At 67.8% G+C, this 25,077-nt stretch carries 22 protein-coding genes; 12 read left to right on the top strand and 10 right to left on the bottom strand.

Annotated elements, in window-relative coordinates; genetic code table 11:
* Positions 1-263: 263 nt before the first annotated feature.
* Together ACSQ3M_RS25550 and ACSQ3M_RS25545 are read left to right on the top strand one after the other, a co-directional pair.
* The gene (locus ACSQ3M_RS25550) at positions 264-1,592 is read left to right on the top strand and encodes an NAD(P)/FAD-dependent oxidoreductase (RefSeq protein ID WP_436152883.1); all 1,329 of its coding nucleotides are present in this window, start codon (positions 264-266) and stop codon (positions 1,590-1,592) included.
* Between the two features lie 64 nt (positions 1,593-1,656).
* The gene (locus ACSQ3M_RS25545) at positions 1,657-2,979 is read left to right on the top strand and encodes an NAD(P)/FAD-dependent oxidoreductase (protein ID WP_436152882.1); all 1,323 of its coding nucleotides are present in this window, start codon (positions 1,657-1,659) and stop codon (positions 2,977-2,979) included.
* A 3-nt stretch (positions 2,980-2,982) separates the two neighbouring features.
* Here ACSQ3M_RS25545 and argE read toward each other — a convergent pair whose 3' ends face one another.
* Positions 2,983-4,125, bottom strand: coding sequence for an acetylornithine deacetylase (gene argE / locus ACSQ3M_RS25540; protein ID WP_436152881.1), 1,143 nt, complete (start codon positions 4,123-4,125; stop codon positions 2,983-2,985).
* 213 nt (positions 4,126-4,338) lie between these two features.
* Here argE and ACSQ3M_RS25535 point away from each other — a divergent pair, with 213 nt between their 5' ends.
* Positions 4,339-5,007 carry a haloacid dehalogenase type II gene (locus ACSQ3M_RS25535; RefSeq protein WP_436152880.1) on the top strand — a complete coding sequence of 223 codons (669 nt, stop codon included), beginning with the start codon at positions 4,339-4,341 and terminating at the stop codon, positions 5,005-5,007.
* A gap of 4 nt (positions 5,008-5,011) precedes the next feature.
* Positions 5,012-6,481, top strand: coding sequence for an aldehyde dehydrogenase family protein (locus ACSQ3M_RS25530; RefSeq protein ID WP_436152879.1), 1,470 nt, complete (start codon positions 5,012-5,014; stop codon positions 6,479-6,481).
* Positions 6,482-6,494: 13 nt separating this feature from the next.
* Here ACSQ3M_RS25530 and ACSQ3M_RS25525 read toward each other — a convergent pair whose 3' ends face one another.
* Positions 6,495-7,448: a LysR family transcriptional regulator gene (locus tag ACSQ3M_RS25525; protein ID WP_436152878.1), complete on the bottom strand. Its 954-nt coding sequence runs from the start codon at positions 7,446-7,448 to the stop codon at positions 6,495-6,497.
* A 230-nt stretch (positions 7,449-7,678) separates the two neighbouring features.
* Here ACSQ3M_RS25525 and ACSQ3M_RS25520 point away from each other — a divergent pair, with 230 nt between their 5' ends.
* The 6 genes from ACSQ3M_RS25520 to ACSQ3M_RS25495 are packed head-to-tail and all read left to right on the top strand — an operon-like array spanning position 7,679 to position 13,614.
* Entirely contained in the window at positions 7,679-8,764 is a 1,086-nt protein-coding gene (locus ACSQ3M_RS25520) for an ABC transporter ATP-binding protein (protein ID WP_436152877.1), read from the top strand.
* A gap of 27 nt (positions 8,765-8,791) precedes the next feature.
* Positions 8,792-9,496: an HAD-IA family hydrolase gene (locus ACSQ3M_RS25515; protein WP_436152876.1), complete on the top strand. Its 705-nt coding sequence runs from the start codon at positions 8,792-8,794 to the stop codon at positions 9,494-9,496.
* Positions 9,497-9,501: 5 nt separating this feature from the next.
* Positions 9,502-10,818 carry an NAD(P)/FAD-dependent oxidoreductase gene (locus tag ACSQ3M_RS25510; protein ID WP_436152875.1) on the top strand — a complete coding sequence of 439 codons (1,317 nt, stop codon included), beginning with the start codon at positions 9,502-9,504 and terminating at the stop codon, positions 10,816-10,818.
* Between the two features lie 37 nt (positions 10,819-10,855).
* Positions 10,856-11,911 (top strand): ABC transporter substrate-binding protein, encoded by a 1,056-nt coding sequence (locus tag ACSQ3M_RS25505; protein ID WP_436152874.1) that lies wholly within the window; start codon positions 10,856-10,858, stop codon positions 11,909-11,911.
* 51 nt (positions 11,912-11,962) lie between these two features.
* Entirely contained in the window at positions 11,963-12,832 is an 870-nt protein-coding gene (locus tag ACSQ3M_RS25500; RefSeq protein ID WP_436152873.1) for an ABC transporter permease, read from the top strand.
* Complete coding sequence (locus ACSQ3M_RS25495) at positions 12,829-13,614, top strand: ABC transporter permease (RefSeq protein ID WP_436152872.1); 786 nt, start codon at positions 12,829-12,831, stop codon at positions 13,612-13,614. The genes ACSQ3M_RS25500 and ACSQ3M_RS25495 overlap by 4 nt, the downstream gene beginning before the upstream one ends.
* 246 nt (positions 13,615-13,860) lie before the next feature.
* On the opposite strand, the gene ACSQ3M_RS25490 is transcribed toward ACSQ3M_RS25495, so the two are convergent.
* Positions 13,861-15,138, bottom strand: a complete 1,278-nt coding sequence (locus ACSQ3M_RS25490) for an NAD(P)/FAD-dependent oxidoreductase (protein ID WP_436152871.1) — start codon at positions 15,136-15,138, stop codon at positions 13,861-13,863.
* Between the two features lie 169 nt (positions 15,139-15,307).
* On the opposite strand from ACSQ3M_RS25490, the gene ACSQ3M_RS25485 reads away from it, so the two are divergent.
* Positions 15,308-16,171, top strand: coding sequence for a GNAT family N-acetyltransferase (locus tag ACSQ3M_RS25485; protein ID WP_436152870.1), 864 nt, complete (start codon positions 15,308-15,310; stop codon positions 16,169-16,171).
* 3 nt (positions 16,172-16,174) lie between these two features.
* Here ACSQ3M_RS25485 and ACSQ3M_RS25480 read toward each other — a convergent pair whose 3' ends face one another.
* The 7 genes from ACSQ3M_RS25480 to ACSQ3M_RS25450 all read right to left on the bottom strand — a co-directional run bounded on the left by ACSQ3M_RS25480 (position 16,175) and on the right by ACSQ3M_RS25450 (position 22,816).
* Positions 16,175-16,651 carry an Lrp/AsnC family transcriptional regulator gene (locus tag ACSQ3M_RS25480; RefSeq protein ID WP_436097952.1) on the bottom strand — a complete coding sequence of 159 codons (477 nt, stop codon included), beginning with the start codon at positions 16,649-16,651 and terminating at the stop codon, positions 16,175-16,177.
* A gap of 135 nt (positions 16,652-16,786) precedes the next feature.
* On the bottom strand, positions 16,787-18,181 hold the full coding sequence (locus tag ACSQ3M_RS25475; RefSeq protein ID WP_436152869.1) for an aminotransferase class III-fold pyridoxal phosphate-dependent enzyme: 1,395 nt from the start codon (positions 18,179-18,181) through the stop codon (positions 16,787-16,789).
* A 9-nt stretch (positions 18,182-18,190) separates the two neighbouring features.
* The gene (locus ACSQ3M_RS25470) at positions 18,191-18,634 is read right to left on the bottom strand and encodes a helix-turn-helix domain-containing protein (protein WP_436152868.1); all 444 of its coding nucleotides are present in this window, start codon (positions 18,632-18,634) and stop codon (positions 18,191-18,193) included.
* Between the two features lie 149 nt (positions 18,635-18,783).
* The gene (locus tag ACSQ3M_RS25465) at positions 18,784-20,253 is read right to left on the bottom strand and encodes an NAD-dependent succinate-semialdehyde dehydrogenase (protein ID WP_436152867.1); all 1,470 of its coding nucleotides are present in this window, start codon (positions 20,251-20,253) and stop codon (positions 18,784-18,786) included.
* A gap of 12 nt (positions 20,254-20,265) precedes the next feature.
* Positions 20,266-21,192 (bottom strand): 2-hydroxyacid dehydrogenase, encoded by a 927-nt coding sequence (locus ACSQ3M_RS25460; RefSeq protein ID WP_436152866.1) that lies wholly within the window; start codon positions 21,190-21,192, stop codon positions 20,266-20,268.
* 19 nt (positions 21,193-21,211) lie between these two features.
* Entirely contained in the window at positions 21,212-22,072 is an 861-nt protein-coding gene (locus tag ACSQ3M_RS25455; protein ID WP_436152865.1) for a GNAT family N-acetyltransferase, read from the bottom strand.
* Positions 22,073-22,108: 36 nt separating this feature from the next.
* Positions 22,109-22,816, bottom strand: coding sequence for a cupin domain-containing protein (locus ACSQ3M_RS25450; protein ID WP_436152864.1), 708 nt, complete (start codon positions 22,814-22,816; stop codon positions 22,109-22,111).
* Between the two features lie 386 nt (positions 22,817-23,202).
* On the opposite strand from ACSQ3M_RS25450, the gene ACSQ3M_RS25445 reads away from it, so the two are divergent.
* Positions 23,203-25,053, top strand: coding sequence for an ABC transporter substrate-binding protein (locus tag ACSQ3M_RS25445; protein WP_436152919.1), 1,851 nt, complete (start codon positions 23,203-23,205; stop codon positions 25,051-25,053).
* Positions 25,054-25,077 lie beyond the last annotated feature (24 nt).

Here is a 25,077-nt window from a genome sequence, read left to right as displayed (position 1 = left end):
GTCGACGGCCTGCAAGGCCGTGGCACGGTCACCGCCTTTTGCCTGGCGGTTGGCCGTATCGACCGTCGAACTGACGGCCCGGCCTCATCATAGGCAGGCCACGACCGGCGATGGTCACCGTCCTTGGCCGGGACAACCAAAAGAATCTGCCGAATCCGACCCTTCCTTTGGCATAGGGTTCCAGGTGGTTCGGGCTTGAATACCGGCCTCCCGCCCCCGGTCGGCGCCGCCGGCACGACCTCCCCGCCAAGGACAACGCCGCCATGTCGCCCCCGGTCAACCGCGTCCAAAGCGACGAAGCCTTGCCCGCAGCCGCCGATATCGTGGTCATCGGCGGCGGCATCGCCGGCGTAACCGCGGCCTACCATCTGGCCAAGAAGGGGCATTCGGTGGCGCTGGTCGAGAAGGGCTATCTCGCCGGCGAGCAGTCGAGCCGGAACTGGGGCTGGTGCCGCCAGCAGAACCGCGATCTGCGCGAATTGCCGCTGGCGATGCGGGCGGTCGAGATGTGGAATGGACTCTCCGAAGAGGTCGGGGCCGATGTCGGCTTCCGCCGCAGCGGCCTGACCTATCTGACGACCCGCCAATCCGACCTCGATGCCTGGGAGGGCTGGGGCGAGAAGGCCCGCCAATACCAGATGCAGACGCGCATGCTGAGCCCCGAGGAAGCCCGAGCTCTGGCACCGCACGCCAAGGGGGAGTGGGTCGGCGGCGTGCATTCGCCGACCGATGGCCGGGCCGAGCCTGCCATGGCCGTTCCCGCCATCGCCGAGGCGGCGCGCCGTCTCGGCGTCACCGTCCATCAGGATTGCGCGGCGCGCGGGCTCGAAACCGCCGCTGGGCGCGTCTCAGGCGTCGTCACCGAGAAGGGCACGATCCGCACCTCGACGGTGCTGCTCTCCGGTGGTGTCTGGACTGCGATGTTCGCCCGGCACCACGGTATCCGCATGCCGCTCGCAGGCATCAAGTCGACCTCGTTCTTCACCGGGCCGGCGCCGGAGATCACGACCGGCGGCATCTCGACGCCGGACCTCACCATCCGCCGCCGGGTCGATGGCGGGTACACGGTCGGCATCAGCGGGCGCGGCCTGCTCGAGCTCTCGCCGCACGGCATGCTCAATGCCAGGCCGTTCTGGCGCACCTTCAAGAAGCGCCACAGACTCCTCACCATCCGCGCCGGCAAGTCCTTCTTCTTCGGCCCCGAGGCGCTGATGCGCTGGAGCAACGATACGATCTCGCCCTTCGAGCGGATGCGGACCTACGACCCGCCGGCGCAGGAGGAGCTGATCACCTTTGCCAAGAAGCGGCTCGCCGAGATCTTCCCGGAACTCGCCACTGTCGAGATCAAGCACAAATATGGCGGGCTGATCGACTTCACGGCCGACTGGGTGCCGGTCATTTCGGCCATCGACCAGCTGCCGGGCCTGCATGTCTCGGCAGGGTTCAGCGGCCACGGCTTCGGCATCGGACCGGCGGCGGGGCGTCTCGCGGCCGACATCGTCACCGGCGACAATCCGATCGTCGATCCCCATCCCTATCGCTACAGCCGCCTCGTCGACGGGACCGACCTCGGCGAGCCGGGGCTGATGTGACGCTCGCCCTGCCCTAGTCGCGCAGTCCCGCCGCCTTGTGGCGCGGCTTCTTTCGGAGCTTTCCATGTCGCCGACCATCGAACGCATCGCCAGCAGCGAGGCGCTGCCCGCGGCAGCGGATGTCGTCGTCATCGGCGGCGGCATCGTCGGCGCCGCCGCCGCCTATTATCTGGCGCGGCGCGGCCGCTCGGTGGCGCTGGTCGAGAAGGGCGTGGTTGGCGGCGAGCAGTCGAGCCGCAACTGGGGCTGGTGCCGCAAGCAGAACCGTGACGCGCGCGAACTGCCGCTCGCGATCCGCGCCATGGAGCTCTGGGAGAAGTTGAGCGAGGAGCTCGGCCGCGACAGCGGCTTTCGTCGTTGCGGGCTGGTCTATGCCAGCAACGATGCCGCGCAGCTGGCGCAATGGGAGCGTTGGCGCGAGACCGCCAAAGCCTTCGGTGTCGAGACTAGGATGCTGACCGGGCCCGAGACCGCGGCGATGACCGCTGCCAGCGGGCAGAGCTGGCTCGGCGGACTGCATTCCGTCACCGATGGCAAGGCCGAGCCGGCGCTCGCAGCGCCACTGATGGCCGACGGCGCTCGCCGTAACGGCGCCAGTGTCCATCAAGGCTGCGCCGCGCGGGGGCTCGACATCACCAATGGTGCCGTCACCGGCGTCGTCACCGAGAAAGGCACGATCCGCACCAATGCGGTAATCCTCGCCGGCGGCGCCTGGGCCTCCGCCTTCTGCCGCCGCCATGGCATCGCCTTCCCGCAGGCGAGCATCCGCGCGACCAGCCTGCGGACCGAACCGGCGCCAGAATTCCTCGACGCTTTCTACACCCCGGAGATTGCGCTGACCCGCCGCCTCGACGGCAGCTACACGGTCGCGATCAGCGGCAAGGGTACGCTCGAGATCACGCCGCAGGGCCTGCGCTATGCCCGCGAATTCCTGCCGATGTTCGTCAAGCGGCTGAAGGCGGTCGAGCTCGGCATCGGCTCCTCCTTCTTCAAGGGGCCGGAGGCGTTCGGGAGCTGGGCGCTCGACGAGGTCACGCCCTTCGAGACGATCCGTGTGCTCGATCCGGCGCCGAGCCGGCGCGCGCTCAAGACCCTGCTGGAGCGCGCCCACGCCGTCTTCCCGGCTCTGAAAGACGTCGCCGTGCGCGAAAGCTGGGGCGCCTATATCGATTCGACGCCCGATGCGGTGCCGGTGATCTCGCCGGTCGCCGGCCTCTCCGGCTTCGTGCTCGCGGCCGGCTTCAGCGGCCACGGCTTCGGCCTAGGACCCGCCGCCGGCCATCTCGCGGCCGACCTTGCGACCGGCGATGCGCCGATCGTCGACCCGCGCCCGTTCAGGCATTCCCGCCTCGTCGACGGCTCCCGCGGCGAGATCGGCGAGTTCTGAGCCTCAGCAGAGCCGATCGGCGACGCGCGCGATCATCGCCATCGCCCCGGCGAGCTCGGCGTCGGTGATGTACTCTTCCGGCTTGTGGGCGCGGTCGACGTCGCCGGGTCCGCAGACGATCGCGGCGATCCCGGCCCGCTGGAACAGACCGGCCTCGGTGCCGTAGCTGACGGCGGCTTGGCGAGCCTCGCCGGAAACGGCCTCGGTGAAGGCGACCAGCGGGTCGCTCTCGTCGAGCGCGAGCGGCGGGTAGTCGCTCAGGGTCTCGAAGCTGAAATCGACCTTGTGCCCTGTCGCGGCCGCCTCGCGCCGGATCCGCTCGGCGGCACCTTGCAGGAAGCCGAGCAGCGCGGCGGGCTCCTGCCCGGCGATGGCACGGGCCTCGACCTCGAAGACGCATTGCGCCGGCACGATGTTGATGCCGGTGCCGCCCTTGATCACGCCGACCTGGATCGTCGAATAAGGCGGCGCGAAGGCCTCGGCGAAAGGCCCCTGCATGGCATGGCGCAGCGCCTCCTCATGGATCGCAGCGATCAAGCCGGCAGCGTAATGGATCGCGTTGTCGCCGAGATCGGTGCGCGAGGAATGCCCGGCCTTGCCATCGACCATGACGCGCTGGGCGATCTTGCCCTTATGGGCCAGCACCGGCCGCAGCCCGCTCGGCTCGCCGACGATGCAGCCGAGCATGGGCGGAGCGAGCTCCGGCAGCCGGGCGATCAGATGGCGCACGCCGACGCAGCCGACCTCCTCGTCATAGGACAATGCGATGTGCACCGGCCGCGCCAGCGGCATCGCGACGAGGGCGGGCACGCTCGCCAGCACGCAGGCCGCAAAGCCCTTCATGTCGACTGCGCCGCGCCCGATCAGACGCTCGCCGTCGCGCCGTAGCTTGAAAGGATCGCCGAGCCAGCCCTCGGGCGGCGCCGGAACCACGTCGAGATGCGCCGAGAGGATGATCCCGCCCGGGGCCTTCGGTCCGATCGTGGCGAACAGATTGGCGCGGTCGCCCTCCGGCCCCGGCACGATCACGCTATCGACGCCGTGGCCGGCGAGATAGGCGCGGACATGCGCGATGATCACCCCGTTCGGCGTGCGGCAGATCGAGGGAAAGCCGACGAGGTCGGCGAGGATGGTTTCGACGGTCATAGGGATTCGCAGCGAGGTTGGGCCGGGCGAACCTCGGCGAGAGCGCCCGGTCTGTCCATCCTGCCTCGGCACGCACGGCAATCCATGCCGAAGCATACCCATTCATCGGCAGAATATTCGGTCATGCCGATCGGATTCCGTCTCCCTGCCCGCGCTCGCACTCTAGCCTTTTCCCAGCGGCAGACAGCCGTCGCAACCATCGAGAGCGAGACGATGAGCAGCTTCCGGCCGAAATTCATCACCTTCGACTGCTACGGCACGCTGATCTATTTCGAGATGGCTCCGGCCGCCCGGCGCGCCTATGCAGGCCGGCTCGCGCCTGAGCAGATGGACGCCTTCTGCGATGCCTTCTCGAACTATCGCCTCGACGAAGTCCTCGGCCCGTGGAAGCCCTATCAGGACGTTGTCCGGAACGCTGTCGAGCGGAGCTGCAAGCTCCTCGGCCTCCCCTATGATCCGGCCGATGCCCAGGCCATCATCGACGAGATCCCGAGCTGGGGTCCCCATCCGGACGTGCCAGCCGGCCTCGCCAAGGTCGCCAGGGAAATCCCGCTCGTCGTCCTCTCGAACTCGATGACCGACCTGATCCCGCATTCGATCGCCAGGCTCGGCGCGCCTTTCCACGCGGCTTATACAGCGCAGGAGGCCCAAGCTTATAAACCCCGCATGCGCGCCTTCGAGTACATGTTCGACATGCTCGGCTGCGGTCCGCAGGATGTGATGCACTGCTCGTCGAGCTTCCGCTACGACCAGATGACCGCCTACGACATGAAGATCGGCCGCCGCGTCTTCGTCAATCGCGGCCATGAGCCGGCGAACCCCTATTACAGCACCGACGAGATCAAGGACATTGGCGGCCTGCCGGGCCTGGTCGGGCTCTGAGGTCATGGCCGATTTCGCGCCTGAATCGGTCGCCTTCGCCACGGGCCATTTCATCGGCGGCACCCATGTCGATGACGGCGAGCGCATCCCCGTCGCCCGTCCGTCCGACCGCGCCGACTATGCCGAACTGCCGGTCGCAGATGCCGCGACCGTCGACCGGGCGGTCACCGATGCGGCACGCGCCGTCCGAACGAGCGGCTGGGCGACACGGGCACCGCGCGAGCGGGCCCGCGTCATGCGCCGCTGGGCCGACCTGATCGAGGAACGCGCTGTGGAGCTCGGCCGGCTGGAGGCGCTCGGCTCGACCCGGCCGATCGCCCAAGCGGTGACCGGCGACGTTGCCAGCGTCGCCGACGGCATCCGCTTTTTCTCCGAATGGGCCGACAAGCTCGGCGGCGAGGTCGCGGCGACGCGCGCCGACCATCTCGGCATGATCGTCTCGGAGCCCTATGGCGTCGTCGGCGCGATCACGCCGTGGAACTTCCCGCTCAGCATGGCGAGCTGGAAAGCCGGGCCAGCGCTCGCCGCCGGCAACGCCATCGTCCTGAAGCCCTCCGAGCTGACGCCGTTCTCGACGGTGCGGCTGGCCGAGCTTGCGGTCGAGGCCGGCATCCCGGCCGGCATCTTCAACGTCGTCCAGGGCACTGGCGCCGTGACGGGCGACGCGCTCAGCCGCCATCCCGGCATCGCCAAACTCTCTTTCACCGGCTCGACCCGCACCGGCATCGCGGTGATGAAGGCCGCCGCCGAGAGCGGCATCAAACCGGTCACGCTCGAGCTCGGCGGAAAAAGCCCGCAGCTCGTCTTCGCCGACGCCGATCTCGACAAGGCGGCCGCCTGCATCGCCGGCTCCCTGCTCGCCAATGCCGGGCAGGCTTGCGTCGCCGGCTCGCGGCTGATCGTGCAGGCATCTGTCGCGCAAGCGCTGGTCGCGGCGCTGCAAAGCAGGCTCTCATCGGTCACGCCCGGCCCGACCTGGAAGGCCGCGACTGGTTTCGCCCCGATCATCTCCGAGCCGCAGGCGCGGCGTATCGATGCCATCCTGGCGCATAGCCGCGATCAGGGCGCCGAGATCCTGATGGGCGGCGGGCGCATCGAAGGCCATTGCGGCGCCTTCTACCAGCCGACCCTGATCGGCAATGTCGGCGCCGGGACGGCGGCGGTGCGCGAGGAGGTCTTCGGGCCGGTCCTCACCATCCAGACCTTCGCCGACGAGGAAGAGGGCTTCGCCCTCGCCGATCATCCCGAATACGGCCTCGCCGCCGGCGTCTACACGCGCGATCTCGGCCGCGGCTTACGCGCCGTGCGCCGGCTGCAGGCCGGCAGCGTCTGGGTCAACCGCTACAGCCGTACGCTCGATTTCATCCTGCCGACCGGCGGCTACAAGAGTTCGGGCATCGGCAAGGATCTCGGCCGTCAGGCGGTCGAGCAGAACCTGCGCCACAAGACGGTGCTGATCGACATCGCCAGCTGACGCGCGCATGCCGTCAGCCGTAGCAGGCCTGCATCAAACCAAGTCCGGGATGAAGTGCGTTGATCGCCTCGATCTCGGCCTTGAGCTCGGTGCCGATCCAGTGCCGGATCTCGCCGACGACCGGACGCGGCTGGCGGTTGCGCGGCGTCAGCAGTACGCAATTGCGCTCACCCCGTGTCAGCCGGTCGCTGGCCGGCACCAGCGCGCCCGACATCAGCGCATGCGACACGACCGTGATCCAGCCGAAGGCGACACCCTGGCCGAGCAGTGCCGCCTGCACCACCACGGCATAGTCCGAGAAGCTCAAGGTCTTGACCGGCCCCAGCCGGCCAGTGGCGAAGGGTGGGTAGTGCTCGGCCCAGTCGAGGGCGGAATCGGTCAGGTTGATGATCGTGTTGCCGTCGCCCGCCACCCCGGCCTCCGGCTCGCTCTGTCGGTAGCCGGGACTGCAGATCGGCAGCATGACCTCGTTCACCACCATCGCCTCGACCGGCACCAGTTCAGCGGCACCGACGAAGCGCATGCCGAGATCGACATTGTCGACCGGCCCGCGCAGCGAGCCGGCGATCATCTGGAAGCGCAGGTCGACGCCCGGGAAGCGCTTCTGGAAACGGTCCATGCGCGGCATCAGCCAATGCGTGGTGAAGGCGGAAGAGACCGAGATCGTCACGATCTCTTTGCCGGCACGCAATTGCTCGATCTCGACGAGCCCGGCCTCAATGCTGCGGAAGCCGGCCGCCACCCGGCGATAGAGCACCTCGCCCTGCGGCGTGAGCACAGCGCCCTGCCGGCCGCGCTCGAACAGGCGCAGGCCGAGATGGCTCTCGAAGCGCGACAGCATGCGGCTGACCGCCGGCTGGGTGACGTTCAGCTCCTCCGCCGCGCGGGTAAAGCTGCCGCTGCGCGCCGCCGCCTCGAAGACAAAGAGCGCATTGCTCGACGAGACCATGCGGCGCAGCTCAGACATTACATGAGGTTATGCTCCCCCTGATTATTTGGCAATTGCGGCAAGCGGCCGAAATCCCCTTTCATGAGCTGATCGAATGCAGCTTGCGGTGACGGTCCGGCAGAGGCTTGCACCGCCTGATGGCACCAGCGCCGGTGCGGCTCTCCATAAGAACACCTTATGGCCCGTCCCGAAAACGGTCTTTGCCTGCGCAGTGCCGCGATGTCGCTGTATCCGGACAGGAGAATGCCATGGCCAACATAGGCGGCGAACGCGTCGAGATCAGGTCCGCGAGCAAGCATTACGGCTCGGTGCGCGCCCTCGACGACGTCTCGCTCGACATCGCCCCGCAGGAATTCGTCTCGCTGCTCGGCCCGTCCGGCTCGGGCAAGACCACCCTGCTCGGCATCCTCGGCGGCTTCATCCAGCCCTCCGGCGGCTCGGTCCATCTCGGCGGGCGCGACGTCACCTATACCCCGCCGCACAAGCGCGACATCGGCATCGTCTTCCAGAACTACGCGCTGTTCCCGCATATGAGCGTCGGCGAGAACGTCGCCTTCCCCTTAAGGGCCCGGCGCCTGCCCAAATCGACCTATGCCGACAAGGTCCGCGGCGCGCTCGCCATGGTCGACCTCGCCGGCTACGAGGAACGCGGCATCGGCCAGCTCTCCGGCGGCCAGCGCCAGCGCGTCGCGCTCGCCCGCGCCATGATCTTCGAGCCGCGCCTGATCCTGATGGACGAGCCGCTCTCGGCGCTCGACAAGCAACTACGCGAAAACATGCAGATCGAGCTGCGCCAGCTCCACAAGCGGCTGGGCGCGACGATCATCTACGTCACCCACGACCAGCGCGAGGCGCTGACGATGAGCGACCGGGTCGCGATCCTGAAGGACGGCAAGCTCGTCCAGATCGACAAGCCCGAGCGCCTGCACGACCACCCCGCCAACGCCTTCGTCGCCAGCTTCATCGGCGAGGCGACGCTGCTGCCGGTCGAGCGCGTCGGACAGGACAGCGTTTCACTCGCCGGCACGGTGCTGAAGAGCGCCCGCCCGATCGCTGCGAACGGCGAGCTCGTGCTCGCCATCCAGACCGAGAAGCTGCTGGTCGAGGATGGCTCCGGCAGCCCGGAGCGCAACCGGCTCGAAGCCCGCGTCACCGATGTCGTCTTCCAGGGCGAGAGCCTGCGCGTCTTCCTGGCTCTCGACGACGGCACGCTCTTAAGCCTGCGCCAACCCAGCCATTACGAGGCGGCCCGCCGCATCCCGCCGGTCGGCGAGCGCCTCGCCCTCAGCCTGCACCCGCAGGACACGATCATCGTGCCGAAAGCCGGCGCCTGACCCCCTCCCCAGCAGAGACACCAGACCATGGCCCTCAGCGATTTCAAGGTTCTCACATTCGACGTCGTCGGCACGCTGATCGACTTCGAGGCCGGCGTCCTCGGCGCGGTCCGGCGCCTCGGCGGTCCGGCCGCCGCCAAGCTCAGCGACGACGAGATCTTCGCGCCTTACCTCAAGGGCCGCGAGCTGCATTACGAGCGCTCCAGCGAAGTGATGAAGCTGGTCTACATCCACCTCGCCAAGGAACTCGGCCTGCCGCATGACGATGCCACGGCCGACGCCTTCCAGCTCGCCATCCTGCGCCACCCAGCCTTCCCGGATTCGACCGCGGCGCTGGCGCGGCTGCGCCGGCACTACCGGCTGGTGGCGATGACCAATGCCGACCGCCCGAGCTTCACCTGCTACTCGCACACGCTCGGCAATCCCTTCCACGACAGCATCACCGCCGACGAGGCGATCCACCCCAAGCCCGATCCGCTCTACTTCGCCTTCAACCGCGGCCGGCAATCGGCCTTCGGCTACAAGCAGGAGGAAATCCTCCACGTCGCGCAGAGCCAGTATCACGACATCCGCGTCGCCAAATCGCTCGGCTATGCCACCTGCTGGATCGAGCGGCGCCAAGGCCAGAAGGGCTTCGGTGGCACGCCGGCGGTGCCCGAGATCGCGCAGCCCGATTTTCATTTCCCGACGCTGAAGGCGCTTGCCGACGCGGTCGAGGCGGCACGGGCCTGATCCCTGTGACGGCCGCGCCGACATCCTGGCAGGCCCTCGACGCCGCTCCCTCGCTCTGGCGGGCGACGGCTGCGCCGCTGCCTGCCCTGCCGCCGCTTGCCGGCGACGCGCAGGCCGACGTCGTGATCATCGGCGCCGGCTATACCGGGCTCTCGGCCGCCCATCATCTCGCCACCAGCGGCCTTGCGCCGCTGGTGCTCGAGGCGAACGAACCCGGCTGGGGCGCGAGCGGGCGCAATGGCGGGGTCATCACCGCCAAGTTCCGCCTGTCCTTCCCGGCCATCGCCGCCGCCCATGGCCGGGGCATGGCGAAAAGAATGTACGATATCGCCCATGAGGCGACCGATATCGTCGCCGAGCTGGTCGACGCCTGCGGCATCCATGATGCCGGATTGACCCGCGCCGGCCAGGTCAAGGCCGCGCACAACCACGAAACGCTGGCCTATGCGGTGAAGGAAGCGCAGTGGCTTCGCGCCGAACTCGGCGACACCACGATGACCGTGCTCGATGCCGGACAGGTGCGCGAGGAGACGGGCTCCGCCGGCTTCGTCGGCGGCGTACTCAATGCCGGTTCGGGCGGCATCCATCCGCTCAACTATCTGCGCGGCCTCGCGCGCAGCGTGGCCTCGCAGGGCATCCCCGTGCACAGCCACACGCCGGCGCTCCGCCTCAAGCGCGAGCGTGACGGCGTGCTGGTCGAGACGCCGCGAGGCACCGTGCGGGCCAAGCAGGCGATCGTCGCGACCAACAGCTATTCCGACCTGACGCCCGCGACCCGCGCGTACCAGCGCACGCTGATCCCATTCCGCAGTGCGATCATCGCGACCGACAGGCTCCCGCTGGGCCTCGCCGCCAGCGTGATGCCGACGCGGCGGACCTATACCGAGACCAAGCGGATGATGCGCTGGTTTCGCATGGTCGACGACCGGATCGTCTTCGGCGGTCGCGGCGCGTTCGGCAAGGCGGATTCCGCCGCCGCCTTCGGTGCCTTGCACAAGGCGATGGTCGGCATCTTTCCGCAGGTCGCCGATGTGCCGCTGGCCTTTTCCTGGTCGGGGCTGGTGGCGATGACGCTCGATTCCGTGCCGCATGTCGGGCGCGTCGACGACCGCCTGCTGACGGCCATGGGCTACAACGGCGCCGGTGTCGCCATGTCGAGCCTGATGGGGCGCTACCTCGCCGCCTTTGCGCGCGGCGAACGCCCCGATGTCGGGCTGCTCGACATAAGCCGCATGCGGCCCGTGCCCTTCTACCCGCTTCGGGAGCCGGCCGTCCGTCTGGTCGCCGGTTGGTACCAGTTTCTAGACGCGATCGGACGGTAGGCCTCGAAGCTCCGATCCAACAACAGGGGAACAGGACATGGCTAAGAGCTTGAAGATCCGGACGGCCTGCGCAGCTGCAGGCTTATCCCTCGCGCTGCTCGGCTCGGCTACTGCCGCAGAGCAGATCATGTTCGTCTCGCAGGGCGGCGCCTATCAGAAGGCGCAGACCATCGCGATCCTCGACCCGAGCGCCAAGAAGCTCGGCATCACCATCAACCAGGACAGCGTGCCCGACGCCTGGCCGATCATGCGCTCGCAGGTCGCATCGGGTAAGCCGACCTGGGATGTCGTCGACGTCGCCACCAATTTCTGCCTGCGCGGCGGCGAGCAGGGCATCGTCGAGAAGCTCGACTTCAGCAAGATCCCGAACGCAGCGGCGATGCCGGCCGAGTATCGCAGCGACTATTCGGTGGCCTACGAGTTCTATTCGAGCGTGCTCGGCTACAACCTGAAGAAATTCCCGGACGCCGCCAGCGCGCCGAAGAGCTGGGCCGATTTCTGGGACGTGAAGAAGTTCCCCGGCCGCCGCTCGCTGCGCAACCACCCGCTGGCGACGCTGGAGGCCGCGCTGATGGCCGACGGCGTCGCCCCCGACAAGCTCTACCCGCTCGACGTCGAGCGCGCCTTCAAGAAGCTCGAGGAGATCAAGCCGAACATCACGGTGTGGTGGACCTCCGGCGCCCAGTCGGCACAGCTGCTGAACGATGGCGAGGTCGACATGGTGATGGCCTGGAACGGCCGCATCAGCGCCCTCGCGAAGGAAGGCGCCAAGGTCACCTACACCTACAACCAGGGCATCCTGCAGAGCACGTCACTCTGCGTGCTCAAGGGCGCGCCCAACCTGCCGACCGCGATCAAGTTCCTCAACGAGGCGGTCGATCCGGTGCACCAGGCCAACCTGCCGCTGCATATCGACTACGGCCCGGCCAACCCGAAGGCCTACGACACCAAGGTCATCTCCGAGGCGCGGGTCAAGGAGCTGCCGAGCGCGCCCGAGAACGCCAAGGTGCAGGCCCTGATGTCCTATGCCTGGTGGACCTCGCCGGCCGGCGAAGCCGCCGAGAAGCGCTGGCTGCAGTTCATGCAGAAGTGAGCCGACGCAGGAGATGCTCGGGCCACGCCCGAGCATGACGAGGGCGACGAGATGAGCATCAGCACGATCGACCCATCCCTCCGCCATCAGCGTCGCGAGCAGGCGCTGATGGCCCTGCTCGCGACGCCGGCCGTGCTGGTGATCGTCGCGCTGGTGGTGATCCCGGTCGGCTGGCTGGCGGCCCAGTCGGTCTATGACAACGGCTTCACGCTCGAGCATTACCGCCGCATCTTCACCGAGGAGGTCTACTGGCGCAGCTTCGCGCTGACCTTCCGCATCGCCCTGATGGTGACGCTCCTCACCTTGCTCCTCGGCTACCCGGTCGCCTATGCGGCGGCCCACGCCAAGCGGCCCTGGAACGTCCTGATCCTGGCCTGCGTGATGCTGCCGTTCTGGACCAGCGTGCTGGTGCGCGCCTATGCCTGGCTCGCGCTGCTGCAGCGCACCGGCGTTGCCAACCAGCTGCTCGAACGCTTCGGGCTGATCACAGAGCCGCTCGCGATGGTCCACAACGAGCTCGGCACGGTGATCGCGACCGTGCACATCCTCCTGCCATTCATGGTGCTGCCGCTCTACTCGACCATGCAGAAGATCCCGCGCGAGCTGATGCTCGCCGGCGCCAGCCTCGGCGGCGGCCCGCTCTACAGCTTCCTGCGCATCTTCCTGCCGCTGTCGCTGCCGGGCGTCGTCGCCGGGCTCACCCTCGTCTTCGTGCTGACGCTCGGCTTCTACATCACGCCCGAGCTGCTCGGCGGCGGGCGCACCGTGATGATCTCGATGGTGGTGAGCCGCAATGTCGAGCTCTACGCGCAATGGGGCGCCGCCAGCGCCGTCGGCGTCGTGCTGCTCGCCTGCGTGCTCTTAATCTTCGCCGCGGTCGGCCGCATCATTCCGCTCGACAAGATGCTGGGGCAGAAATGAAAACCTCGCTGCTGCCGCGCCTCGCCTTCGGCCTCGTCGTCGGGCTGGTCCTGATCTATCTGATGCTGCCGGTGCTGATCATCGTGCCGATGTCGTTCTCGAGCACGCGCTTCCTGACCTTCCCGCCGCCGGCGCTCTCGCTGCGCTGGTACAGTGAGTATTTCGGCAATCCGAACTGGATGCAGGGCACGCGGATGAGCCTGATGCTCGGCGTGCTGACCGTGCTGATCGCGACGCCGCTCGGCACCGCGGCGGCCTATGCGATCAGCAACGCCCAGAACCGGCTGATGCGTTCGCTGCACATGGTGCTGATGCTGCCGCTGATCGTGCCGATCATCATCGTCGCGATCGGCATCTTCTTCGTCTACGCCAAGCTCGGCCTGATCCAGACGCTGACCGGGCTGGTGCTGGCCAATGTCATGCTCGGCCTGCCCTATGTCATCACCTCGGTCGTCGCCGGCCTGCAGAGCTTCGACAAGACGCAGGAGATGGTGGCGCGCAGCCTCGGCATGAACCGCCTGCGCGCCTTCCTCACCGTGACGCTGCCGCAGATCAAGGCCAGCGTCTTCGCCGGCGCAGTCTTCGCCTTCATCTCGGCGATCGACGAGACGATCATCGCGCTCTTCGTCTCAGGCGGTCAGTACCAGACCCTGACCAAGCGCATGTTCACCGCGCTGCGCGACGAGATCGACCCGACCATCGCCTCGATCTCGACCCTCCTGACGGTCGCCTCCTTCCTGCTCGTCCTGCTCGCCATGAGCGGACAGAAGAAGGAGGCGTAGCGACGCGTGTTCTCTGTTGCCTGAAGCATCGCGTGAACGAAGAGCGCGGGGAACCCTTCTCCCGAGTGGGAGAAGGGTAGGGATGAGGGCCTGCCCTAACCGCAGAAGACGCAACGGTGCCGCGTCGCCTCAATAATCAGCGGCGGTCCCTCACCCCTGCCCCTCTCCCATCCGGGAGAGGGGTTCCCCGCGCATGTCTCGGCGGTCATTTCCAGCTGAAGTAGTGAGCATGAGCGAGACCGGCTCTCAGTGCCGCCAGTCCTGGTAGCGGTAGTACATCCCGACGAAGGGCAGGAACCACGGCGGGCCGAAATGGCCGGGCACCGCCGGCCAGTCGAGTCCGGCGAAGGGGTTCGCCTTGACGTCCCCGCCCATCACCCTGGCCATCGCCTGCCCCATATGCACCGACATCTGCGTGCCGTGGCCGCTATAGCCGAGCGCATGGAAGACGCCGTCGCGCTCGCCGGCACGCGGCAGCCGGTCCGCCGTCATGTCGACGAGCCCGCCCCAGCAATAGTCGATGCGCGTGCCGGCAAGCTCCGGGAAGAGCTCCAGCATGCGGGCCCTCAGGATCGCGCCGCTCTTGGCGTCCGATGCCGGGCTCGACAGAGCAAAACGCGCCCGTCCGCCGAAGATCAGCCGGTTGTCGGGGGTGAGCCGGAAATAGTTGCCGATGTTCTTCGTCGTCGTCGCCGTCCGCCGCGTCGGCATGATCGCAGCCGCACGCTCGGCGGAAAGCGGTTCGGTGACGATGATGAAGCTGCCGACCGGCACGATGCGCCGCCTCAGCCAGGCGAAGGGGCCGCGGCGCGAGGTGCCGGTCGCGAGCAGCACCTGCCCCGCCTCCAGCGCACCGCGGCTGGTGACGACGCGGTGGGCCTGGCCGTTCAGCCGCTCGAGCCCCGTCACCGGCGCGTTCTCGTGGATCGCCGCGCCCTGCCGTGCCGCCGCCTCGGCCAGGCCGACGCCGAAGCGGCCCATGTGCATATGGGCGCTGCGCGGATGGACGAGGCCGCCGAAGAACCCGTCCGAGCCGATCTCGCGGCGCGTCTCGTGCGGCGGCACCACGATCAGGTTCGGCTCGACGGTGCGCTGCAGCAGGGCGGCGCTCTTCTCCAGCTTGGCGAAATGCTCCGGCTTGGCCGCGAGCTTGACCTTGCCGGTGCGGATGAAATCGCAATCGATCGCCTCGCGCGCGACCAGCGCCTCGACGGTGTCGACGGCACTGTCGAAGGCGCGATAGAGCGCGACCGCCCTGTCCTCGCCGAGGCTGGCGGCGAGGCCGCCAAGGTCATGAGCGAGGCCGTTGTTGCAATGTCCGCCATTGCGGCCGGACGCCTCGCCGATCACGCGCCCGGCCTCCAGCACGGCGACGCTCGCCCCCGATTTGGCCAAAGCGAGCGCTGCCGACAGGCCGGTGAAACCGCCACCGACGATGGCGACGTCGACCTTGCCGGCGATCGGGGCGGTGGAGCCGGCGGTGAATCTTGGCGCCGTCGCGAGCCAATAGGGTTCGAGCTTCATGGAAGACAGGGCCTCAGCGCTCCGGACAGGGCGGCACGGACCGCACTCCGCCGAGAATACCGCCTTGCCGGGCAGGTTATTGGACAATTTTGCAGTTCTCCGCAGCTCGGAGCCTGCCTATAGTCACCTCGCATTCGAGGAACGAGGCCTGCAAACAGTGGCTCACGGTATGGCTCGGCGCCGGCTCGACTACGAGCTCGCCATCAGGCCGATGACAGAAGCGGATATCTCCCAGGCGCACCAGCTCTCCGTCGGCGTCAGCTGGCCGCATCGGCCGGAGGACTGGCGCTTCGTGCTGGAGGTCGGCCACGGCTTCGTCGCCTGCGACGCGATCGACCGGGCGCTGGCTTCGGCGATGTGGTGGCCGTACGGGCCGCATTTCGCCACGGTGGGCATGGTGATCACCTCGCCGCGCCTGCAGATGCAGGGCGCCGGGCGACGGCTGATGGACACGATCTTCGAGCAGGCGGGCGACCGCGACCTCAGGCTCAATGCGACGCGGGCCGGCTACCGGCTCTATCGCTCGCTCGACTTCCAGCCGATCGGCCGCATTTTCCAGCACCAGGGCCGCGTCCAGGCGCCCTCGGGCGCTGCGTCCGACGAATTCGCCGTCCGGCCGGCGACCGCCGCAGACGGTGACGCGATCGCGCGGCTCGACGCCGACGCCTATGGCGCCGACCGTTCGCGCGTGATCGCCGCGCTGATGAAGCTCGCAACCGGGACGGTGATCGAGCGGGACGGCGCGCTCGTCGGCTTCGCACTCTGTCGCCGCTTCGGCCGTGGCCATGTCGTCGGTCCGGTCGTCGCCGAGAGCGACGAGGCGGCGATCGCACTCGTGCGGCCGCATATGCTGGCGCATGACGGCCAGTTCCTGCGTATCGACACCGCCCAGGAGCAAGGCAAGTTCGGCGGCTTCCTCGAAGATTGCGGCATGACCGTCTTCGACACGGTGACGACGATGATCCGCGGCCGCAATCACGGCCCGAGCGGCCAGGCGCGGACCTTCGGCCTCGTCACCCAGGCGCTGGGCTGAACTTTACAGGTCGAACAGCACCGGCAGCGGATAGCCGGGCTTCTGGATCGGCGATTTGATCACGATGTAGCTGAAGTATTTGGAGATGCCGATATTGCGGTCGAGCAGCGTCTCGATCAACGACTGGTAATGGGTCAGCCCGCGCGTGACGAACTTGACGAGATAGTCGTAGCCACCGCTGACCATGTGGCACTCGACCACCTCGTCGACGCGTCTGAGCGCCATCTCGAAGCGGATGAAGTATTCCTTGGTGTGGTCCGCCAGGGTGATCTCGGTGAAGACGGTGATCGTCTCGCCGAGCTTCTGCAGGTTGATGATCGCGCCATAGCCGGAGATGAAGCCGGCCTGCTCCAGTCGCTTCACCCGCAGCAGGCATGGGCTCGCCGACAGGCCGACCGCATCGGCCAGGGTGACGTTCGTCATCCTGCCGTTGTTCTGCAGCTCGATCAGGATCTTCATGTCGATGCGGTCGAGCCGCACGCCCGGTGTCACGACGAAAGCCTCATGCCAGAGCCGCCTTACGCAGCCAGACGGCGAACACCATCCGGCTGCGCCACCCTAAAGGCTGTCGCGTCCTCTCGACAAGGAACGGCGGTATAGCCAAGTAAGCAAATCTCACGCCGCCTTCGTCGTCGCCAGGCTCGCCGCCACCTCCGGCAGCGCCATGACCTCGTCGAGCGTCTTGCGCAGCCGCGTCACGATCAGGTCGATCTCCGCCTCGCTGCAGCAGAGGGGCGGCGCAAGGCCGATGATGTCGTCGGCGAAGGCGCGGAAGATCACGCCGTTGGCGTAGCCGCGCGCAAAGAGATGGTCCGACAGCTTCGCCTCGCGCGGCAATTTCTCCTTGGTGCGCTTGTCGGCGACCAGCTCGACGCCGGCGAGCAGGCCGCGCGCCCGGACCTCGCCGACGAGCGGATGGTCGGCGAGCGTCGCCAGGCGCTTCTCGAAATAGGCCCCGACGCGCTGGCCGTTGGCGAGGATGCCGCCCTCCTCGTAGAGACGCAGCACCTCGAGCGCCACCGCAGCGCTGACCGGATGACCGGAATAGGTGTAGCCATGGCCGATCGGCCCGCCGGCCGGGGCGTTGTCGGCGATGGCGCGGTAGACCTTCTCGCCGATGGCGAGTGCGCCGAGCGGCGCATAGCCCGAGGTCAGCCCCTTGGCCATAGTCATCATGTCGGGCACGACGCCTTCGGCCTCGCAGGCGAACATCGGACCGGTACGGCCGAAGCCGGTGATGACCTCGTCGGCGACGAAGAGGATGTCGAGCTCGGCCGCCATCTCGCGCATCGCCTTGAGCCAGCCCTTCGGTGGCACGACGACGCCGCCCGAGCCCTGCACCGGCTCGCAGAAGAAGGCCGCGACATTGTCCGCGCCGAGTTCCTCGACCTTGGCGCGCAGCGCCCCAACGCTCGCCGCAATCACCGCCGCATCGTCGCTTCCGGCCGGGTTACGGTAGGGATAGGGCGAGGCGATGTAGTGCTGGCCTTCCGCCGGCAGGTCGAAGCCGGCATGGAAGGCCGGCAGCGCGGTAACGCCCGCGCCCGTCGAGCTCGAGCCGTGATAGCCGCGCTCCAGTGAGATGATGCGCTTCTTCTGCGGCCGGCCGGTGACGTTGTAGTAGAAGCGGATCAGCCGGAGCGCGCTATCGACCGCGTCCGAGCCGCCCAGCGAGAAATAGATGTGGTCGAGATCGCCAGGGGTGAGCTCGGCGAGCTTGGCGGCGAGCCGGATCGTCGGCTCGCTACCGAAGCTGAAATAGCCGGTGGCATAGGGCAGTTCGCGCATCTGGCGGGCCGCCGCCTCGACGATGCTGTCATGGCCGTAGCCGACATTGACGCACCAGAGCCCGGCGAAGCCATCGATCAGCTCGTGGCCGTCGATATCGGTGATGAACGCGCCCTTGGCCGACTTGATCACGGTGACGCCGCGCTTCTCGTGGCCGGCCCAGTTGGCGACCGGATGGACCCAGTGGCGACGGTCGAGGGCTTCGAGGGAGTTGACGCTCATGGCGGGACCTCAAGCGGGACGGGAGCTTGGAACGGGAGAGAACGCAGCCGGTGCCGGATAAGTGACCCGGCCGGGCCGCAACGGCGAGGAGCGCAGCTGTTCGCGCAGATAGCGCCCGGGCGTCATGCCGTAGGCGCTCTTGAAATGGCGCAAGAGATGGCTCTGGTCGAAGAAGCCGGCCTCGAGCGCGGCCTGCGCGGCCGGAACACCATCGGCGAGCAGCGCCGTGGCGTAGCGCACCCGGCGCCGGCAGATGAAGCGGTGCGGCGTCAACCCGACCTGGCGACGGAAGACCGTGACGAAACGGCAGACGCTGAGGCCCGCCAGAGCCGCCAGCTCGCCGAGATAGACGGCCTCGGCGAAGTGCCGCTCGATATGGGCCAGCGCCCGCCGGATGCCGGGGCTCTGCGGCTCGGCCGCTCGGGCGGCAGGACTGGAAACAGACTGGAGCATGGACCGCCTCGTCCTCCTCTGACGGCGATAGCGCCTGTCTGGAAGGCTAGGAGCGGCTGGCCGGGCAGTGCGGCGGCTTTGGTGCGCCGCTTTGGTATCCCCTGCCCAATTCAGGCGCGCGATCGGCAGATCGTGCTTCGTCCTGGCAGTCAGCCGGACGTCAGCCCGCCGATGTGGAAGCTCTTCAGCTCGAGATACTCCTCGATACCGGTCGCGCCGCCTTCGCGGCCGATACCGGACTGCTTGACGCCACCGAACGGTGCTACCTCCATCGAGACCGAGCCGGTATTAAGGCCGACCATGCCGAACTCGAGCCGCTCGCCGACCCGCCAGGAGCGTTTCAGGTTCTCCGTGTAGAAATAGGCGGCGAGCCCATAGGGCGTGCCATTGGCGATCTCGATCGCCTCGTCCTCGTGCTTGAACCGGAACAACGGCGCCACCGGACCGAAGGTCTCTTCATTGGCCAGCCGCATGCGCGTGGTCGCGCCGGTCAGCACGGTCGGCACCACGAAGCGGGAGGCGTCGACCTCGCCCTGCGCCCCGGCGAACCGCGTCGCGCCGAGCGTGACTGCGTCGTCGAGATGCGCCTGAACCTTCTCCACCGCCGCCGCATTGATCAGCGGCCCGATGGTGACGCCGTCCTGCCGCCCGTCGCCGACCCGCATCGCCGCCACCGCCTTCGCGAGACGATCGGCGAAGGCGTCGTGGATGCCGTCCTGTACCAGGATGCGGTTGGCGCAGACGCAGGTCTGGCCGGCATTGCGGAACTTGCTGGCGATGGCGCCGGCGACGGCGGCATCGAGATCGGCGTCGTCGAAGACGATGAAGGGCGCATTGCCGCCGAGCTCCAGGCTCAGCCGCTTCAGCGTGTCGGAGCATTGCCGCATCAGCAGGGCGCCGACCCGGGTCGAGCCGGTGAAGGAGAGCTTGCGGACCACGGGGTTCTGCGTCAGGGCCGCGCCGACACCTTGCGGCATGCCTGTGACGATGTTGATCACGCCGGGCGGGAAGCCGGCGCGCTCAGCCAGCACGCCGAGCGCCAGCGCCGAATAGGGCGTCAGCTCCGAGGGCTTCACCACGATCGTGCAGCCGGCGGCGAGCGCAGGCGCACATTTGCGGGTGATCATCGCATTGGGGAAGTTCCAGGGCGTGATCGCGGCGGAGACGCCAACCGGCTCCTTCAACACGAGAATACGGCGGTCGGCGGTCGGCGCCGGCACGGTGCTGCCATAGATGCGCCGCGCCTCCTCGGCGAACCACTTGATGAAGCCCGCACCGTAGAGCACCTCGCCCTCGGCTTCCGCCAGCGGCTTGCCCTGCTCGGCGGTCATGATGCGGGCGAGGTCCTTGCGGTGCTCCAGCAAGAGGTCGTGCCAGCGCTCCAGCAAGGCGGCCCGCTCGGCCGCCGGCCGCGCCTTCCAGGCCGGAAACGCGGCCTCAGCCGCGGCGATGGCGGCGTTGGTTTCCGCCTCGCCGCAGGCCGGAATCGTGCCGATCTCGATGCCGGTCGCCGGATCGCGCACCGGCAATTCCTCTCCTGAGGCAGCCCCCACCCACTCGCCGCCAATCAGGGCGCGGCCGACGAAAAGGGCACGGTCTTCGAGAGCGACGATCGACATGGAGAACCTCTTTCAGTAGCCGCGACCGCGATCGATCAGGCCGATCAGGGGCTCGCCGGCCTGGTGGCGCCGCAGGTTCTCGAGGACGATGTCGAGCGAGGCCTCAGAGCGCGAGCGGCTGGCGATATGCGGCGTGAGCAGGACCTTGGGATGGTTCCAGAGCGGGTGCCCTACCGGCAATGGCTCCGGCTCGCAGACATCCAGCACCGCCGCAGCGATCTTGCCGCTATCCAGCGCCGCCAGCAGGGCGTCCTGATCGAGATGGCCGCCCCGGCCGGCATTGACCAGCATCGCGCCCTGCGGCAACCGGGCGAAGAGGTCGGCGCCAAGCAGGCCGCGCGTCGCATCGGTCAAAGGCAGCAGGCAGATCAGGATGTCGCTGCGGGCGAGGAAGTCCGGCAACTCGTCATCACCGGCGAAGGTCGCGATCCCCTCGACCTCATGCCGCGAGCGGCTCCAGCCGGCGACCTTGAATCCGAATTCGGCGAGCTTCAGCGCACAGGCCTTGCCGAGCATGCCAAGCCCGAGCACGCCGACACGGCGCTCCGAGGCCGGCCTGATCCTGAGCGGCGCCCAGGCCTGCGCCCGCTGCGCGGCGATGTAAGGGACGAGATCCCGATGCAAGGCCAGGACCGACATGGTGACGTATTCGACCATGCTGTCGACGAGGCCGGGCTCGATCATCCGCACGATCGGCAGCTGCGCCGGGATGTCCGCCAGGTTCAGCTGGTCGACACCGGCGCCGACCGAGACCAGCAGCTCGAGATTGGGGAACTGGCCGAGCAGGTTGTCGGGCGGAAGCCAGGCGGCGAGATAGCGGATATCGGCGGGGTCGCCGATATCCGGCCAGATCCGGAACGGCAGCTCGGGCGCCTTCTCCGCCAAGAGCCGCGTCCATTCCTCGCCGCGGGCGGCATCGGACTTGAGCAGTAGCGTCATCGTATCGACCTCGCGGACATCAGCCGAGCGCCTGGTTGATCAGGGCGTGGAGGCGCGCCGGGCCGGGCGCGGCCGGCAGATCGCCGCGCACCATTGCGACAACGTCTCCGGCAGGCGCAAGACCATGCTGCTCCAGCCAATCCCCGAGCCCGGAGCCGAGCCGCAGATCGACCCGGATGAACTGGCCGGTCCGGCCATGCAGCCAGCAGGCGATCAGCGTACGCGCGTCGGCTTCGTCAGCCGCCACGACCGGGCCGATCACATGGCCGCGGCCGAAGGCCCGCAGGATACTGAAGCCGACGGGCTGGCCGGCCCTCTCCAACACCAGGCACTCGCCACATCCCAGCAGGGCCGCAAGGGTCGGCCCGCGCTCCAGGCCGGTCGCGGCGCGGTCGAGACGCTCCAGAATGGGCAGGTCGGCGGAGCTTGCCGGGCGCAGCCGCTCGCCAGCGCCAAGTTGCGGCGCGGCAACGGCGAGCGCGTGCCCGTGCTGCTGGCGTACGCTACCGCAGGGCCGGAAGCCGCTTTTGGCATAGAGCGGCTCACCAGCGGCTGTGGCATTCAGCATCAGCGAGCGCCCTTCGGCCTGCACGAGCAGGGCCTGCATGAGGCGCCGGCCGATGCCGCCCCCTTGCGCCTCGGGCGCGACGATGATCATCCCGAGCGTCGCATGGCTCTTGCCATAGGGCCACCACAGGGCCGAGGCGACGAGCTTGCCGTCTCGCACGCCGACGACGCCACCGCCGAGTCCGATCGCGAACTCCCAGTCCTCGCGGCGATACGGCCAGCCGACGCGCCGCGACAGCTCCGCGCCGAGCGCCGCGTCGCCGATGCCGATCGCGCGTAGCGTCAGCGCTTCCGGAGCGTCGACTTCAACCATTGGCGATCCCGGCCATGGCACCACGTCCCGCGGCGCTCACGCTCCGACCTCCTGGACGACGTAGACCTTGGCGACATGCTCGTCGCTGTCCCAGGCGCATGGCGTGCCCTGGGCAACGAACACGCTCTCGCCCGCCGCAATCCGGACCGGGCGCCCATCCGTCCCGGTGAGCGTGACGCTGCCGACGAGGATGTGCATCAGCTCGTTGACGGGTTGCGGGCGCAATATGCGTCGATACGGCGTCGAATCCCAGATGCCGGCCCGCAGGCGCGACGCCTCGTCGGTGAAGGCGTTGAAGCTCCGGCATTGCGGCACCGGCCCTTCGAGAAGATTGGCTGGCGGTGGAGACGAGGGCGCAAGTGGCGCGTCGGCCGGCAGCTCCGTCACGCCGGGCGCTGCGGACGTCACGCCGATGCTGGCGCAGAAGGCCCAGCGGGTCCCGGGCGCAGCCTCGACGCGCAGGGCGGTGCCGCGCGCGATCACGATGCTCTCGCCGGGCTGGAGCGTGCGGCCGTCGCCGCCCTCGAACGACAAATCGAGGCGCCCGGCAGCAACGACGAGGATTTCCGTGTGCGGGAAAGCCGCGATGTCCGTTGCGCCGGAGAACGCGACACTCCCCACCGTCAGATCCTGCGCGCCGCTCCAGACGAGTTCTCGGCCAGCGGCGAACGGATCGGCTTTAGACAGCGGCCCGGCCCCGGACCTGCCGGCATGATTGGCGAGTACGATCGGAAAAGTCGGCATGAAAGCTCCACCCAGCATGAAGGTACCGAGCTAAGGCGTTTCGCGCCCGGCGGATTGGAGGAAATTCTCGGGGGCGACATGTCGGTGTCGCGCAGCAACGATGTTGAACGGCTCTCGGAAAGAGCCCTCGATGTCTGATCATCGGCACGGACCGCGCCTGCCATCGAAGCTGAACAAGACAAACGAAAAGCAATAATCACTTTAAAAACAATATCTTATGTTATCTATATCCAACCTTCTGATATAGATCAAATCCGTCGTTGCCCCTGTTTTCGGCGCCCCCTAAGCTCCCAGTCATGAAGGGCGAGAAACGCCCCGCTTGAAGGGAGGAGACTATGACGCGTCTACGCGCCTGGCTGCTTGCCGCTGCGATACTGACCCCGGCGATGGCGGTTTCGCCCACGCCCGCGACAGCGCAGGGCATTCCCCAGAACATTCCACGCAAGGAGCTCTTGATCCTCGAGAATCCGGAAGGAACGATCAAGAACGCCGGCTGGTTCAACATCTGGACGATCAACGCCGGCAGCCAGTCGAACGGGCTGCAGCAGGCGGCGCTCGACACCCTCTGGTACATCGACCCCGAGAAAGGCCTCGACGGCCCCTGGTATAACTCGCTCGCCGCCGAGAAGCCGATCTACAATGCCGACTTCACCGAGATGCGGGTCAAGCTCCGGCGCGGCCTGTTCTGGAGCGACGGCGTGGAGTTCAGCTCCGCCGACGTCAAGGCCACAGTCGACATCCAGGTCAAGAACGCGAACATGCGCTTCTCCGCGGTGCTGGCGAACAACGTCGCCTCCGTCGAGGCGCCCGATGCGGAAACGGTGATCTTCAAGCTGAAGAAGCCGAATTCCCGCTTCCACACCAACTTTACCGTCCGCTGGGGCGCGATCTGGATCCTGCCGAAGCACGTCTTCGACAAGGTCGAGGATCCCCTGAAGTTCGACTTCAACAAGCCGGTCACGCTCGGCGCCTATACGCTGCACTCCTTCGACCCCGACGGAAAGTGGTACATCTGGCAATTGCGCGAGGACTGGCAGCGCACCTCGCTCGGCAGCCTCGGCAAGCCCGGGCCGAAATACCTCGCCTATATCGATCCCGGCCCGCCCGACAAGCGCGTCATCGCCCAGCTCAACCACGAGCTCGACGTCATCCATGACATCGCGCCCGAGGGCATGTTCACGCTGGCGAAGCAGGACAAGGGCACGCGCGCCTGGTTCAAGGGTTTCCCCTACGGCCATCCGGATCCGACCCTGCCGGCGGTGATCTTCAACACCCAGAACGAGAACCTGAAGAACCGCGACGTGCGCTGGGCGCTGGCGCTGATGATCGACGTCAAAGCGGTGTCGATGGCGGCCTATCGCGGCGCCGCGACCATCTCGGCGATCGCCGTGCCCCCGACCGGCATCCATCCGGAGGCCTATCACAAGCCGATGGAGGCCTGGCTCAAGGATTTTGAGATCGATACCGGCACGAGCAAGGTCAAGCCTTACGACCCGACGGTCGGCAAGCAGATCGCCGACATGCTGCGCCCCTCCATGGGTGATCAGATCCCCTCCGATCCGGCGGTGATCGGCAATTCCTTCGGCCTCGGCTGGTGGAAGACCAATGTCGCCGCGGCCGGCGAACTGCTGACGCGCGCGGGCTTTCGCAAGCAGGGCAACCAGTGGCTGACGCCCGACGGCAAGCCCTTCGTGGTCAGGCTCATGGTCGAGGGCGATCTTCGGCCGGTGATGACGCGGGCCGGCACGATGATCGTGCAGCAATGGAAGCAGGCCGGCATCGATGCGCGCATCGACATCGCGCAGGGCACGCTGCTGACGCGACGCGCAGCCGGCGACTTCGACAGCTTCATCGGCTGGAGCGTCGAGACCTGGGGCGGGCATCAGGACCTGTCCTATTTCATGGACAGCTGGCATTCCCAGTTCGTCGCCGAGCCCGGCAAGCCGCAACCGCTGCGCAACTGGCAGCGCTGGACCCATCCCGAGCTCGACAAGATCATCGAAGACATCCGCAAGATCGACTTCGACGATCCCAGGGGCGTCGAGCTCGGCCGCGACTACGTCAAGCTGATGACCCGCGAAATGCCGATCATCCCGCTGATGGCCTACAACGTCTTCACCGCGATGGATCAGACCTACTGGACCGGCTACCCAACGGCCGACGACCCCTACGCGAACCCGGTCACGAACTGGGGCAACTCCCGCTACATGTTCGTGCGGCTGAAGCCGGCGAACTGAACAGGCCCGGGCCGCTTCTCGGAG

Source organism: Allobosea sp. LjRoot90 (assembly GCF_964254315.1).
Taxonomy (GTDB): Bacteria; Pseudomonadota; Alphaproteobacteria; order Rhizobiales; family Beijerinckiaceae; genus Allobosea.
This window is presented reverse-complemented; position numbering and strand designations above follow the sequence as displayed.

Bases quoted from the DNA above. Each gene is read 5' to 3' on its own strand.
- ACSQ3M_RS25485 (WP_436152870.1), top strand. From the start codon at position 15,308: ATGGCTCGGCGCCGGCTCGACTACGAGCTCGCCATCAGGCCGATGACA.
- ACSQ3M_RS25455 (WP_436152865.1), bottom strand. From the start codon at position 22,072: ATGGTTGAAGTCGACGCTCCGGAAGCGCTGACGCTACGCGCGATCGGC.
- ACSQ3M_RS25525 (WP_436152878.1), bottom strand. From the start codon at position 7,448: ATGTCTGAGCTGCGCCGCATGGTCTCGTCGAGCAATGCGCTCTTTGTC.
- ACSQ3M_RS25470 (WP_436152868.1), bottom strand. From the start codon at position 18,634: ATGCTCCAGTCTGTTTCCAGTCCTGCCGCCCGAGCGGCCGAGCCGCAG.
- ACSQ3M_RS25530 (WP_436152879.1), top strand. From the start codon at position 5,012: ATGGCCGATTTCGCGCCTGAATCGGTCGCCTTCGCCACGGGCCATTTC.
- ACSQ3M_RS25505 (WP_436152874.1), top strand. From the start codon at position 10,856: ATGGCTAAGAGCTTGAAGATCCGGACGGCCTGCGCAGCTGCAGGCTTA.
- ACSQ3M_RS25550 (WP_436152883.1), top strand. From the start codon at position 264: ATGTCGCCCCCGGTCAACCGCGTCCAAAGCGACGAAGCCTTGCCCGCA.
- argE (WP_436152881.1), bottom strand. From the start codon at position 4,125: ATGACCGTCGAAACCATCCTCGCCGACCTCGTCGGCTTTCCCTCGATC.
- ACSQ3M_RS25465 (WP_436152867.1), bottom strand. From the start codon at position 20,253: ATGTCGATCGTCGCTCTCGAAGACCGTGCCCTTTTCGTCGGCCGCGCC.
- ACSQ3M_RS25490 (WP_436152871.1), bottom strand. From the start codon at position 15,138: ATGAAGCTCGAACCCTATTGGCTCGCGACGGCGCCAAGATTCACCGCC.
- ACSQ3M_RS25535 (WP_436152880.1), top strand. From the start codon at position 4,339: ATGAGCAGCTTCCGGCCGAAATTCATCACCTTCGACTGCTACGGCACG.
- ACSQ3M_RS25460 (WP_436152866.1), bottom strand. From the start codon at position 21,192: ATGACGCTACTGCTCAAGTCCGATGCCGCCCGCGGCGAGGAATGGACG.
- ACSQ3M_RS25475 (WP_436152869.1), bottom strand. From the start codon at position 18,181: ATGAGCGTCAACTCCCTCGAAGCCCTCGACCGTCGCCACTGGGTCCAT.
- ACSQ3M_RS25515 (WP_436152876.1), top strand. From the start codon at position 8,792: ATGGCCCTCAGCGATTTCAAGGTTCTCACATTCGACGTCGTCGGCACG.
- ACSQ3M_RS25520 (WP_436152877.1), top strand. From the start codon at position 7,679: ATGGCCAACATAGGCGGCGAACGCGTCGAGATCAGGTCCGCGAGCAAG.
- ACSQ3M_RS25495 (WP_436152872.1), top strand. From the start codon at position 12,829: ATGAAAACCTCGCTGCTGCCGCGCCTCGCCTTCGGCCTCGTCGTCGGG.
- ACSQ3M_RS25445 (WP_436152919.1), top strand. From the start codon at position 23,203: ATGGCGGTTTCGCCCACGCCCGCGACAGCGCAGGGCATTCCCCAGAAC.
- ACSQ3M_RS25545 (WP_436152882.1), top strand. From the start codon at position 1,657: ATGTCGCCGACCATCGAACGCATCGCCAGCAGCGAGGCGCTGCCCGCG.
- ACSQ3M_RS25500 (WP_436152873.1), top strand. From the start codon at position 11,963: ATGAGCATCAGCACGATCGACCCATCCCTCCGCCATCAGCGTCGCGAG.
- ACSQ3M_RS25450 (WP_436152864.1), bottom strand. From the start codon at position 22,816: ATGCCGACTTTTCCGATCGTACTCGCCAATCATGCCGGCAGGTCCGGG.